The organism is Saccharothrix sp. 6-C (assembly GCF_016695385.1).
Classification (GTDB): domain Bacteria; phylum Actinomycetota; class Actinomycetes; order Mycobacteriales; family Pseudonocardiaceae; genus Actinosynnema; species Actinosynnema texasense.
Map to the genome: position 1 here is coordinate 3,808,559 of NZ_CP064192.1, position 11,835 is coordinate 3,820,393.

An 11,835-nucleotide genomic window follows, 5' to 3' on the forward strand; every position below is an offset into this window, starting at 1 on the left:
CGTGGTCACCCTGGACGAGGAGCTGGCGGCGGCGCTCCGGGAGAGCGACCGGGTGGCCGAGTCGCTGCTGGTGATGGAGGACCACCCGGGCCACCGGCTGCTGCGCGGCGCCGCGCTGACGGGGGTGTCGGCGCGGCGGTGGGAGGCGGCGGACGCCGGGATGGTGCGGCTGTGGGAGTGGTTCGACGCCTACCGGGCGTTGCTGCGGCAGGCGTCGGACGCGCGCGACCCGGCGGAGGTGGCGCGGCTGCTGCGCGGGCCGGCGGTGGTGCTGACGGAGGCGTCGGCGCGGACGTTGACCGGGCCGGTGGCGCGGCAGGTGACGCTGCGCGCGTTGGTGGCGCGGATGAAGGCGGAGTACGCGCTGGTCACGGCGGTGCTGACGGAGGCGCACGAGGCGTGGACGCGGCGGTTGGCGGTGCTGGACCCGCTGGCCGGGCAGGTGGCGGGGATCGACTCGCCGGCGGCGCGGGCGCTGCGCGCCGAGGTGGCGCGGGCTCACGCCCGCGCGGTGGCCGACCCGTTGACGCCCGATCCGGCGGTGGCGGACCTGGTCGCGCGGGTGGCGTCGGTGAGCGCGCTGCACCGGACGTTCCCCGCCCGGGTGGCGGCCCTGTCGCGGCAGGTCGCCGAGGTGGGGTCGCTGCGGGCGCGGGCGGCGCGGGTGCGGGCGGAGGCGGTGGCGGAGATCGCCGGCGACCACCCGCCGGTGCCCGTCGACGACGTCGCCGGGGCACTCGACGGGCTGCGCCGACGTTTCCCGGACGTGGCGGAACCGGACCTGGCGGCCGTGGAGGCGGCGGTGGCCGCGGCGTTGGCGCGGGCCCGGGACGTGGTCGCGCACCTGGCCGGGTCGCTGGACCGGCGGGCGGAGCTGCGGGGCCGGTTGGACGCCTACCGGGCGAAGGCGGCCGGGCGCGGGTTCGCCGAGGACGCGGAGCTGCTGGGGCTGCACCGGCGGGCGCGTGACGTGCTCTCCGCCGCGCCGTGCGACCTGAACGCGGGGACGGTGGCGGTGCTGCGCTACCAGCGTGCGGTGCTGGCCAGGACGGAGGCCCGATGAGGACGTGTCCGCGGTCCGGCTGCGGCGGGGAGATCGACGACGACGGGTTCTGCGACGTGTGCGGGCTGGAGGCGCCGGTGCTCGCGCCCACCGTGCCGGTCGCCGCGCCGGGGTCCGGTGACGCGGGGGTCGGCGCGGACAGCGGGCAGGCCACCGGCGCGCACCCCGGGCCCGGTTCCGACAGCGGTCCCGCCACGGGCGCGTACCGCGCGACCGGTCCCGCGACGGGGCCGGGCACGGCCCCGTGGTCGCTCGCGTCGGCGTCGGCGGGTCGTTCGCGGCGGGCGTCGGCGTCCACCCGGTCCTCCGGGCGCGGACGGTTGGGCGCGGGCCTGGTCGAGGTGCCCCGGGTGCCCTACCGGGACCCGAAGACCGCGGTGCTGACCGATCCGGAGGTGCCGGAGGCGAAGCGGTTCTGCTCCAGCTGCGGCAAGGAGGTCGGGCGGGGGCGGGACGGCCGGCCCGGCCGGGTGGAGGGGTTCTGCGCGCACTGCGGGCACCACTACTCGTTCACGCCGAAGCTCGCGCCGGGCGAGGTGCTGCACGACCAGTACGAGGTGCTGGGGTGCCTGGCGCACGGCGGCCTCGGCTGGATCTACCTGGCCGCCGACCACGCGGTCAGCGACCGGTGGGTGGTGTTGAAGGGCCTGCTGGACTCCGGTGACGCGGACGCGATGGCGGCGGCGATGGCGGAGCGCCGGTTCCTGGCCGAGGTGGAGCACCCTACTATCGTCAAGATCCACAATTTCGTGCGGCACGCCGACCGGGTCAGCGGCGAGCTCGTGGACTACATCGTGATGGAGTACGTGGGCGGCACGTCGGTCAAGGACATGATCAAGCAGTTGCGGGCGGAGGGCACGGGCACCGGGTCGCTGCCGGTGGCGCAGGCCATCGCGTACGCGCTGGAAGTGCTGCCCGCGTTGGGCTACCTGCACGACGTGGGCCTGCTGTACTGCGATTTCAAACCGGACAACGTGATCCAGACCGAGGAGCAGTTGAAGCTGATCGACCTGGGCGCGGTGCGGCGCATCGACGACCGCCACTCCCCCATCTACGGCACGATCGGCTACCAGGCGCCGGAGATCGGCACGGACGGCCCGTCGGTGGCCTCCGACCTGTACACGGTGGGCCGGGCGTTGGCGGTGATGAGCTTCCAGTTCGACTTCCGGGGCCGCTGCAAGGAGTCGTTGCCGGAGCCAGCGGAGCAGCCGTTGCTGCGCCGGCACGACTCGTTGCACCGGTTCCTGCTGCGGGCCACCCATCGCGACCCGGAGCAGCGGTTCGGCTCGGCGGAGGAGATGGCCGAGCAGCTGACCGGTGTGCTGCGGGAGGTGTTGGCGCAGCAGGACGGCCTGCCCAGGCCCGGGGTGTCGCGGCAGTTCACGCCGGAGCGGCGGGCGTTCGGCACGGAAGGCGGGCTGGACGTGCGGGCGGCGGCGACGGGCCTGCCGGTGCCCCAGGTGGACACCTCGGACGCGGCGGCGGGTTTCCTGGCGACCGCGGCGACGACCGGTGACCCCGACCAGGTGGTGGCGGCGCTGCGGGCGGCGCCGGTGCAGACGGTGGAGGTGCGGTTGCAGGTGGTGCGGGCGTTGATCGAGGCGGGTCGGGTGCGGGAGGCGGTCGGTGAGCTGGACGCGCTGGCCTCGCCGTTCGACCCGGACGACCCGCAGACGCCCGCGCCGGACGACTGGCGGCCGGGCTGGTACCGGGGTGTGGCCGCGTTGGTGGACAGCCGTGAGGACCCGGCGGCCGCCGAGCGGGCGCGGGCGGCGTTCGAGCAGGTGCGCGACGTGCTGCCGGGCGAGGCGGCGCCGAAGCTGGCGGTGGCGGTGTGCGCGGAGTCGTCGGGCGACGCGGACGCGGCGGCGGCCGGGTACGAGGTGGTGTGGCGCACCGACCACGCGTTCGTGTCGGCGGCGTTCGGACTGGCCCGGGTGCTGGTGGCGCGGGGCGACCGGGAGGCCGCGGTGGGCGTGCTGCACTCGGTGCCGGACACGTCGGTGCACCACGTGGCGGCGCAGGTCGCGGCGGTGCGGGCGCACCTCGGCGCGGCCCGGGAGTGCGCGCGGGGGCACGGGGCGGAGGCGTTGGCGGAGGTGATGGCGGCCGGTGCGAGGCTGTCGGGGTTGGAGTTGGACGTGGCGAGGCGGGCCGGGTTGACCGTGGAGTTGTTGGGTGTGGCGTTGGAGTCGTTGCGGGGGGCCGGCGCGGCGCCCGGCGGGAAGCTGCTGGACTGCGAGGTGAGCGAGTCGGGGCTGAGGTCGGGTCTGGAGCGCTGCTACCGGCAGTTGGCGCGGCTGGCCGACACCCCGGAGGAACGCATTGCTCTCGTCGACCGCGCGAACGCGGTCCGACCCAGGACGTTGGTGTGATCATGGAATCCTGTCCCGGGTGTTCGTCGCCGGTGGCGGCGCAGGACCGCTTCTGCGAGGCGTGCGGGCGCAACCTGCGGGTGCAGCGGACACCGGTGGGTGGTCCGGGGTCGCAGTGGCCGCCGATGTGCGCGTGCGGCGGCGAGGAGTTCGACGCGGACGGGTTCTGCGAGCAGTGCGGCCGGGCGCGGCCCTCGGCGCGGGACCGGGTGGAGTTCGTGCTGCCCGGGGTGGCCGGGGTGAGCGACCGGGGCAAGCGGCGGCGGCGCAACGAGGACTCGATGGCGTTCGGCCGGGTGCGCGGGCGCGGGGTCGCGGTGGTGGTGTGCGACGGGGTGGCGTCCTCGGAGCGGGCCGAGCAGGCGTCGCAGACGGCCGTGGACACGGCGGCGGACGTCCTGTTGACCGGGTTGCAGGCGGGCATGGACGCCGAGTCGTCGACGACGGACTCGGTGGTGGCGGCCAACGAGGCGGTGGGCCGGTTGGCGCGGCCGGAGGCGGCGGAGGTGGCGCCGTCCTGCACGTTCGTGTCGGCGGTGGTGACCGACGACTCGGCGACGGTGGGCTGGGTCGGCGACAGCCGCGCCTACCTGGTGGCCGAGGCGGGCGCGGCGCGGTTGACCACGGACGACACGTGGGCGGCGCAGCTGGTCGCGGAGGGCGTGCTGACCGAGGAGGAGGCGTTGACCGACCGGCGGGCGCACGTGCTGTCGCGGTGGTTGGGCGCGGACTCCGGCGTCGAGGCGCCGCAGACGGTGACGATCAAGGTGGAGACGCCGGGGCTGCTGGTGCTGTGCAGCGACGGCTTGTGGAACTACGTGCCGGAGCCGGAGGACCTGCTGGCGGTGCTGCCGCGCGGCGTGCCGCCGGTCGAGGTGGCGCGGGAGCTGGTGGAGGTCGCGCTGAAGGCGGGCGGGCACGACAACATCACGGTGGTCGTCGTCCAGTTGCGGGGTGGGCATGGCGCTTGATTTCGCGGTCGAGGTGTTCCAGAACGAGTACCTGCCCGAGGGCGCGGCGGACGTCGACGCGATCGTCACGGTGACCGCGACGGGCCCGCCGGCGGAGGTGGTGTCCACCGACGCGGCCGAGGTGGTCATCGTGGACACGTCGGCGTCGATGGCCTACCCGCCGTCGAAGCTGGCCGCGGCGAAGCAGGCCGCGGTGGCGGCGGTCGACGTGTTGCGCGACGGGGTGTCGTTCGCGGTGGTGGCGGGCACGGACACGGCGCGCGTGGTCTACCCCAGGTCGCGGAAGCTGGCGGTGTCGGACTCGCGGTCGCGGGCCGCGGCGAAGCAGGCCGTGCGGATGCTGCGCGCGGACGGCGGCACGGCGATGGGCCGGTGGCTGGCGTTGGCCGACGACCTGCTCGCCGGGTTCGAGGGCGGGCCGAGGCACGCGATCCTGGTGACCGACGGCGAGAACCAGCACGAGTCGCCGCGCCAGTTGACGAAGGTGCTCGACGAGGTGGCGGGCCGCTTCACGTGCGACTGCCGCGGGGTGGGCACGGACTGGCAGGTGGCGGAGCTGCGCCGGATCGCCGAGGCGATGCTGGGGACGGTGGACATCGTGGCCGACCCGGACAGGTTGGCCGAGGACTTCCGGTCCATGGCGGCGACCGCGATGGGCAAGGCGCTGGCGGACGTGTCGCTGAGGTTGTGGACGCCGGAGGGCGCGCGCGTGGTGTCGGTCAAGCAGGTGGCGCCGGGGTTGCGGGACCTGACGGGGCGGCGGGTGGAGTCGGGGCCGCGCACGGGCGACTACCCGACCGGGGCGTGGGGTGGCGCGGAGAGCCGTGACTACCACCTGCGGGTGCGGGTGCGGCCGGCCGGGCTGCGCGACCGGATGCTGGCGTCGCGGGTGAGCCTGGTGGGTCCGTCGGGTGACGTGCTGGGGCAGGGCCGGGTGATGGCGGTGTGGACGGAGGACTCGGCGTTGTCGACGCGGATCAGCGCCGAGGTCGCCCACTACACGGGGCAGGCGGAGCTGGCGGAGGCGATCCAGGACGGTCTGGAGGCGCGCAAGGCCGGTGACGTGGGTCGGGCGACGGCGAGGCTGGGCCGGGCGGTGCGGCTGGCGCACGAGTCGGGCAACACCGACACGGCGAAGCTGCTGGCGAAGGTGGTGCAGGTGCAGGACCCGGGGACGGGGACGGTGAAGCTGCGGCCGCAGGTGGCCGACGAGGACGAGATGACGCTGGACAGCCGTTCGACGGTGACCAAGCGGGTCGGGCGGGGTTAGGCGATGGCGACCTGCCCGACCGGGCACGACTCGGCGACCGACGACTACTGCGACGTGTGCGGCACGCCGATGCCGTCCGGGGCCTTGCCGTCGTCCCCGGCTTCTTCGTCGTCGTCGGCGGTGGTCGTGGAGGAGACGTGCGCGGCGTGCGGCGCGGTGCGGGTGGGTCGGTTCTGCGAGGAGTGCGGGCAGGACTCGTTGGGCCCGGTGGCGTCGCGGCCGGTGGTGGCCCGGCCGGTGTCGTGGCACGTGGCGGTGGAGGCGGACCGGGCCTACTTCGAGCGGGTGGTGGCGGCGGGCGGGCCGGACGCGGGCGTGGTGGCGTTCCCGCGGTTCTGCCCGCCGCGCCGGTTCGGGCTGTCGGGGCCGCAGGTGTCGATCGGGCGGCGGAGCCGGTCGCGGGGCATCTTCCCGGGGATCGACCTGGTGGGCCCGCCGGAGGACCCGGGCGTCTCGCACCACCACGCGGTGCTGGTGGCGTCGGGTGACGGGTGGGCGGTGGTGGACCTGGGCTCGACGAACGGGACCACGGTCAACGGGGCCGACACCCCGCTGCCGCCGCACGAACCGCACCCGTTGGAGCCGGGCGACCGGGTCCACGTGGGCGCGTGGACCACCCTCACCCTGCACCGCTCGATCGGCGGGCAGACCTAGCGCGAGCGTGCGCGGGTCTCGACGTGGTGTTCTCCACCCCGTGCGTCGACAGCGGCGGGGGTGGGGGGCTCATTACCGGAACGCGTCGGCGTGGTCGGCGGCCCAGTGGGCGAAGGTGCGGGCGGGGCGGCCGGTGACCTGTTCGACCGCGTCGGTGACGGTGGAGCCGGTGGCGGGGACGTTCGCGTAGAGGCCGAGGACGAAGTCGGCCTTCTCCGCCGGTCCGCCGGGTGCGACGCGGTAGAGCTGCAGCGCCGGCGGTTCGGCGGTCCACAGGGCGCGGGCCCGGTCCGGGGTGAGTTCCTCGAAGCGCAGGTCGCGGCCGGTGGCGGTGGCGAGGTGGCGCACCTTGTCGCGCGGGGTGAGCGCTTCGGGGCCGGTGAGGGTGTAGGTGCGCCCGGCGTGGCCGTCGGTGGTCAGGGCGGTGGCGGCGACGGCGGCGATGTCGGCTTCGTGGACGAGCGCGCTGCGCCGGTCGCCGTGCGGTTCGCGGATCACGCCGTGGGCGCGCAGCGGCGGCCCCCAGTCGGCCAGGGTGTTGGCCATGAACTCCAGCGGGCGCAGCTGGGTCCACGCCAGGCCGCTCGCGCGGACGGCGGGTTCGAGGGTGCCCTCGGTCCAGCCGCCCAGCAGGGTGACGCGGCCGACGCCGGCGCGCCGTGCGGCGACGGCGACCTGGTCGCCGTTGTCCAGGGGCCGGTAGCCGTGCCCGAAGTTGATCAAATGGGCGGCGGTGGCGCCGGCGAACGCGGCGGCGAGGCTGTCGACGTCGGTGGTGTCGCCGCGCACGACCTCGACGTCGTCGGGCAGGCCGGCGGTCTCGGGGTGGCGGCTCAGCGCGCGGACCTCGTGCCCGGCGGCGAGCAGGTGGGCGACGAGGTGGCGGCCGACGGTGCCGGTCGCGCCGGTGACGAGGATGGTCATGCGGTCTCTCCGGTGAACAGGCGGGTGTGGTCGGCGACCCACTCGGGGAAGGTGCGGGCGGGGCGGCGCAGGATGCGGGCGACCTCGCCGGTGACGGTGGCGGGCAGGCCCGCTCCCCTGGCGTAGCGGGCCATCAGGGCGTGGACGAACGCGGGCGGCAGGCCGGCGCGGACCATGCCGTCGGCGGCCTGCGCGGGCGGGACCTCCTGGTGGCGCAGCGGGCGGCCGAGGACGCCGCCGATGATCGCGACGAGTTCGGCGTGGGTGTGGGAGTCGGGTCCGGTGACCTCGACGCGGCGGCCGTCGAGGGTGTCGGTGGTCAGGGCGTGGGCGATGACCTCGGCGAGGTCGCGTTCGTCCAGCGGCGCCTCGGCGAAGTCGGCGTGGGGGCCGCGCACGACGTCGCCCGCCCGGATCTGGTGGGCCCAAGCGGTCGCGGTGTTGGTGGCGAACGACCCGGCGCGGACGCTGACCCACGGCAGGCCGCTGCCGGCGACGGCGGCCTCGGCTTCGGCGTTGCGGTCGCCGCGGTGGCGGGAGGGCTGGTCGGCGGGGTCGTCGTCCACGTTGAGGGCGGACAGCGCGACGACCTTGCCGACGCCGGCGGCCCGGGCGCGGGCGACGAGGGCGACCGGGTCGGCGACGGCGCGCGGGTGGACGAACAGGGCGGTGACGCCCGCCAGGCGGGCGGGGTCGTCGTCGACGGAGGTGACGTGGTCCGGGCCGGTGCGGGCCCGCGAGTCGCGGCTGACGGCGAGCACGGGCCCGTTCAGCAGTCCGACGAGGTGGCGGCCGACGAGGCCGGTCGCCCCGGTGACGAGGACGGTCATGGACGGTTCCCCCGGATAGACTTCGTGCGGAACAGATACGATACGGAGACCATAACATATGAGTTCCATAAGTTCTGGGGATGCGCGTGACCGACGGCGGACCGTCACGGCGATCAAGGAGTCGCTGAGGGAGCTGCGCAACCAGTTGTCGCTGCTCAACCACCAGGTCTCCCGGCGGCTGGAGCTCAAGGACGTCGACCTGGACTGCCTGGAGCTGGTGCAGCGGCACGGGCCGGTGACGCCGGGCGAGCTGGCGCGGCGGGCGGGGCTGCACCCGGCGACGCTGACCGGGATCCTCGACCGGTTGCAGCGGGCGGGGTGGATCACCCGGGAACGCGACCCGGACGCGGCGGACCGGCGGGCGGTGGCGGTGCGCGCGGTCAAGGAGCGCAACCCGGAGCTGTTCGCGCTCTACTCGCGGATGAACGCCTCGATGGACGACCTGTTCGCGGGCTACGACGAGGCGGAGCTGGCGTTGCTGGCCGACTTCCTGCGGCGGACCACGGCATTGGGGCGAACGGCGACCGACGAGTTGGCGGAGGGGTAGGCGGGGCGTCCGGAGTCCGCGACTGGGCCGTGCGGGTGGGGGCCGGTGCTCCGTCGCGCGGGTTTTCGCCCGGACGCCCGCGCGCGTTGTCGATCACGAATACGGTGGGGGTCGTGCGGATCAAAGGGGGGCCCGCCGCCGGTGCGGCGTCGGGTGGCACGGGCGACGGGTCGTGCGACGCGGCGGCGCCGGTGCGTCAGGAGGGGTGATGGCGGACGCGGTCGACCTGGTCCTGGCGCAGTGGTCGGTGCAGCGCCCGGACGTGGACACCTCGCCGATGGCGGTGCTGGCGCGGGTCACGCGGCTGGCGCGGCTGCTGGAACGCGAGCTGCGGGAGTTCGTGGGCCGGTTCGAGCTGGAGCCGGGCGAGTTCGACGTGCTGACCACGTTGCGGCGGGCGGGGTCGGCGCAGGGCATGACGGCGGGCGCGTTCCTGTCCGCGTCGCTGGTCACGGCGGGCGCGATCACCAACCGGATCGACCGGATGGAGGCCAAGGGCCTGGTGGAGCGGGTGCCCGACGCCACGGACCGGCGGCTGGTGCGGATCAAGCTGACCGACCGGGGCGGCGAGCTGGTGGACGGGATGCTGGCCGAGCACATGCGGCAGTACGCGCGGCTGCTGGAGCCGTTGGACGACGACACCCGGGCGGTGGTCGCCGACGCGTTGCGGGCGTTGCTGGAGCGGTGCGAGTAGCGCCGCCCCCGGCCCGACCCGCGCGGGCTACCTCGTGACGGCCGACCCGGACCGGACGGCGGGGAACCGCACCCCGGTGAGGTCCTCGGAGACGGCCCACAGCCGCTGCTGGACGGCGACCTCGTAGGACCGCGGGCTGGAGACGACCGGCCGGGGGTGGCCCCTGATCTCGTTGAGCCCGCCGGGGCCGTAGTACTGGCCGCCGAGCACGGCGGGGTCGGTGGCGGCGCGCAGGGTCGGCAGCGCGCCCATCGCCGGCGTCTGGGTGATCAGCGGCGCGATCCTGGTGAGCGGGAGCCGCAGGGCCGCGGGGGTGTTGCGGGCGAGCTCGGTGCTCGACACGCCGGGGTGCGCGGCGACCGCGACGGTGGTGCCGTGCGCGGCGAGCCGGCGCTGGAGCTCGTAGGTGAACATCAGGTTGGCGAGCTTGGACTGGCCGTAGGCGGCGACCCGGCTGTAGGACCGCTCCCACTGCAGGTCGTCGAAGTGGATCGCGGCCCGGATGCGGTGGCCGGTGCTGCTGACCGTCACCACGCGCGAGCCGGGCACCGGCAGCATCCGGTCCAGCAGCAGCCCGGTGAGCGCGAAGTGGCCCAGGTGGTTGGTGCCGAACTGGGTCTCGAAGCCGTCGCGGGTGGTCTGCTTCGGGGTGTACATCACCCCGGCGTTGTTGATCAGCAGGTCGATCCGGTCGAGCCGGGACCGCAGGGCCTCCGCCGCGGTCCGGACGGAGTCGAGCGAGGTCAGGTCGAGCGCCTGCACGGTGACGTCGCCGGCCATGCCGGCCGCGGCGCGTTCGCCCTTGTCGGTGTCGCGCACGGCGAGGACCACGGAGGCCCCGCGCTCGGCGAGCGCCTTCGCGGTCTCGTACCCCAGTCCGGTGTTGGCCCCGGTCACCACGGCCACCCGTCCGCGCTGGTCCGGAATGTCCGCTGTCGTCCACTTCCCGCTCATGATCAGGCTCCTCGCCCAGGTAAAGTACCGAAGGTATCTTGTAGTGACGACGCTAAAGTACTTCCGGTACGTTGTCAACGTACCGGCGGTACTCAAGTTAGGCTCCCGGTCGTGACTTTCCAGCGGGCGCGCACCGAAGAGCAGCGGGAGATCCGCCGGCGGGCGATCCTCGACGTGGCGTCGGCGATGCTCGACGAGATGCCCGTGGCCGCGGTCACCCTCAACGAGCTCAGCCGCCGGGTGGGCCTGGCGAAGCCGAACGTGCTGCGCTACTTCGAGTCGCGCGAGGCGGTGCTGCTGGAGCTGCTGGACCACCTCCTGCGGGGGTGGCTGACGGACCTGGCGGGCGAGTTGGCCGCCGGCGTCGACGAGGACCTGCCCATGGCCGGGCGGGCCGAGGCGGTGGCCGCGGTCCTCAGCCGCTCGCTCTCCGGTCGGGTGGTGCTGTGCGACCTCTTCGGCGCGCAGGGCAGCGTGTTGGAGCACAACGTGTCCGTCGAGGTCGTAGCGCGCTACAAGCGTGCTTCCCTGGACCACCTGACGACCATGGCCGCCCTGATCCGGAGGTACCTGCCGGAGCTGGGTGAGAACGCGGCACTGTTCAGCCTGCAGACCGTGGTCACGGCCGGCGCGTTGTCGGCGTACAGCACGCCCCCGCCCAGCCTGCGGGCGGCCTACGAGGCCGAGCCCGACCTGGCCCGCTTCCACCTGGGGCTGGAGCCCTCCTTGAAGCTGGCCCTGACCGCGACCCTCCTGGGCGTGCTCCCCCGCGACTGACCCGCGTCGCGCCGTTTCCCCCTACCCGGCCGCGCCGGGGCTCCCGGTGGTGTACACAGGGTAGTCGGGCGATTCCGGAGGGCGGAGCGTGGCGGAGGACGGTAGCGGGTCGAAGGACGGGCCCGAGAAGGTCAAGCTGTACGGGACGGTGATCTCGGCCGTGTCGTCGCTGATCGCGATCGCCGTGTTCCTGGGGTGGGACGACGACATCAAGAAGGCCATCCCGTTCGCGGACACCACGACCACCGCCCCGGCCCAGCCGACGCGGCTGCCGATCCCGGCGGCGGCCGAGCCGGAGCTGTCGGAGGTCGTCGACCCCACCACGGAGGAAACGACCGAGGAGACGACCACCGAGGAGACGACCACGACCACCGAGACGCCGTCCCCGGAGGAGCTGCGCCAGGCCTACATCAGGCAGGCCGACGCGGCGTGCGCGCCGGCGATCGGGAACCGGCCCGCCCGGGTGGCGACGCTGGACTACGGCTACATGATGTCGGTGCTGGAGTCGCGCAACCGGATGCTGCAGGACTGGAGGTCGGTGGTCGTCGAGCCGCGCGACGCGGGCAACTACGCCCGCATCCAGCAGCTGTGGAACGACTTCAACCACGCGAGCGCGTACTGGAACTACATGGCCAACGCGCTGCTGGCGAGGAACTCCGCGACGTTCGACGCGGAGTTGGAGCGGTACCGGGCGGCGACGGCGGCGTTCGTGAACGGCGCGACCCGGTACGGGTTCGCGATGTGCGGGTTCGGGTGGAACTCGGTGTCGGGCTGAA

12 protein-coding genes are annotated in these 11,835 nt (G+C 74.6%); 9 read left to right on the forward strand and 3 right to left on the reverse strand.

The features are described 5' to 3' along the window. The first annotated feature begins 1 nt into the window (after position 1). Genes IOD16_RS16350 through IOD16_RS16370 form a run of 5 tightly spaced genes read left to right on the forward strand, consistent with a single transcriptional unit; the run spans position 2 to position 6,333 of the window. Positions 2–1,063: a hypothetical protein gene (locus IOD16_RS16350; protein WP_201440738.1), complete on the forward strand. Its 1,062-nt coding sequence runs from the start codon at positions 2–4 to the stop codon at positions 1,061–1,063. Further along, a complete protein-coding gene (locus IOD16_RS16355) occupies positions 1,060–3,438 on the forward strand; it encodes a serine/threonine-protein kinase (RefSeq protein ID WP_201440739.1) in 2,379 nt (792 codons plus the stop codon). Before IOD16_RS16350 ends, IOD16_RS16355 begins: the two co-directional genes overlap by 4 nt. Before the next feature lie 2 nt (positions 3,439–3,440). Next, positions 3,441–4,409, forward strand: a complete 969-nt coding sequence (locus IOD16_RS16360; RefSeq protein WP_201440740.1) for a protein phosphatase 2C domain-containing protein — start codon at positions 3,441–3,443, stop codon at positions 4,407–4,409. Then, entirely contained in the window at positions 4,399–5,679 is a 1,281-nt protein-coding gene (locus IOD16_RS40995) for a vWA domain-containing protein (RefSeq protein WP_201440741.1), read from the forward strand. The genes IOD16_RS16360 and IOD16_RS40995 overlap by 11 nt, the downstream gene beginning before the upstream one ends. 3 nt (positions 5,680–5,682) lie before the next feature. After that, positions 5,683–6,333: an FHA domain-containing protein gene (locus tag IOD16_RS16370; protein WP_201440742.1), complete on the forward strand. Its 651-nt coding sequence runs from the start codon at positions 5,683–5,685 to the stop codon at positions 6,331–6,333. Positions 6,334–6,405: 72 nt separating this feature from the next. Here IOD16_RS16370 and IOD16_RS16375 read toward each other — a convergent pair whose 3' ends face one another. Both IOD16_RS16375 and IOD16_RS16380 read right to left on the reverse strand, forming a co-directional pair. Continuing rightward, positions 6,406–7,257: an NAD(P)H-binding protein gene (locus IOD16_RS16375; protein ID WP_201440743.1), complete on the reverse strand. Its 852-nt coding sequence runs from the start codon at positions 7,255–7,257 to the stop codon at positions 6,406–6,408. Next, positions 7,254–8,087: an NmrA family NAD(P)-binding protein gene (locus tag IOD16_RS16380; RefSeq protein ID WP_201440744.1), complete on the reverse strand. Its 834-nt coding sequence runs from the start codon at positions 8,085–8,087 to the stop codon at positions 7,254–7,256. The genes IOD16_RS16375 and IOD16_RS16380 overlap by 4 nt, the downstream gene beginning before the upstream one ends. A gap of 58 nt (positions 8,088–8,145) precedes the next feature. Between IOD16_RS16380 and IOD16_RS16385 the strand changes: the two genes are divergently transcribed. Both IOD16_RS16385 and IOD16_RS16390 read left to right on the forward strand, forming a co-directional pair. Then, positions 8,146–8,634 (forward strand): MarR family winged helix-turn-helix transcriptional regulator, encoded by a 489-nt coding sequence (locus tag IOD16_RS16385; protein ID WP_201440745.1) that lies wholly within the window; start codon positions 8,146–8,148, stop codon positions 8,632–8,634. 208 nt (positions 8,635–8,842) lie between these two features. Continuing rightward, entirely contained in the window at positions 8,843–9,328 is a 486-nt protein-coding gene (locus IOD16_RS16390) for a MarR family winged helix-turn-helix transcriptional regulator (protein WP_123741545.1), read from the forward strand. Positions 9,329–9,355: 27 nt separating this feature from the next. On the opposite strand, the gene IOD16_RS16395 is transcribed toward IOD16_RS16390, so the two are convergent. Further along, entirely contained in the window at positions 9,356–10,282 is a 927-nt protein-coding gene (locus IOD16_RS16395) for an SDR family NAD(P)-dependent oxidoreductase (RefSeq protein ID WP_201440746.1), read from the reverse strand. A gap of 111 nt (positions 10,283–10,393) precedes the next feature. On the opposite strand from IOD16_RS16395, the gene IOD16_RS16400 reads away from it, so the two are divergent. Next, complete coding sequence (locus tag IOD16_RS16400) at positions 10,394–11,059, forward strand: TetR/AcrR family transcriptional regulator (RefSeq protein ID WP_201440747.1); 666 nt, start codon at positions 10,394–10,396, stop codon at positions 11,057–11,059. Between the two features lie 88 nt (positions 11,060–11,147). Beyond that, positions 11,148–11,834 (forward strand): hypothetical protein, encoded by a 687-nt coding sequence (locus IOD16_RS16405; RefSeq protein ID WP_201440748.1) that lies wholly within the window; start codon positions 11,148–11,150, stop codon positions 11,832–11,834. Position 11,835: the final 1 nt, after the last annotated feature.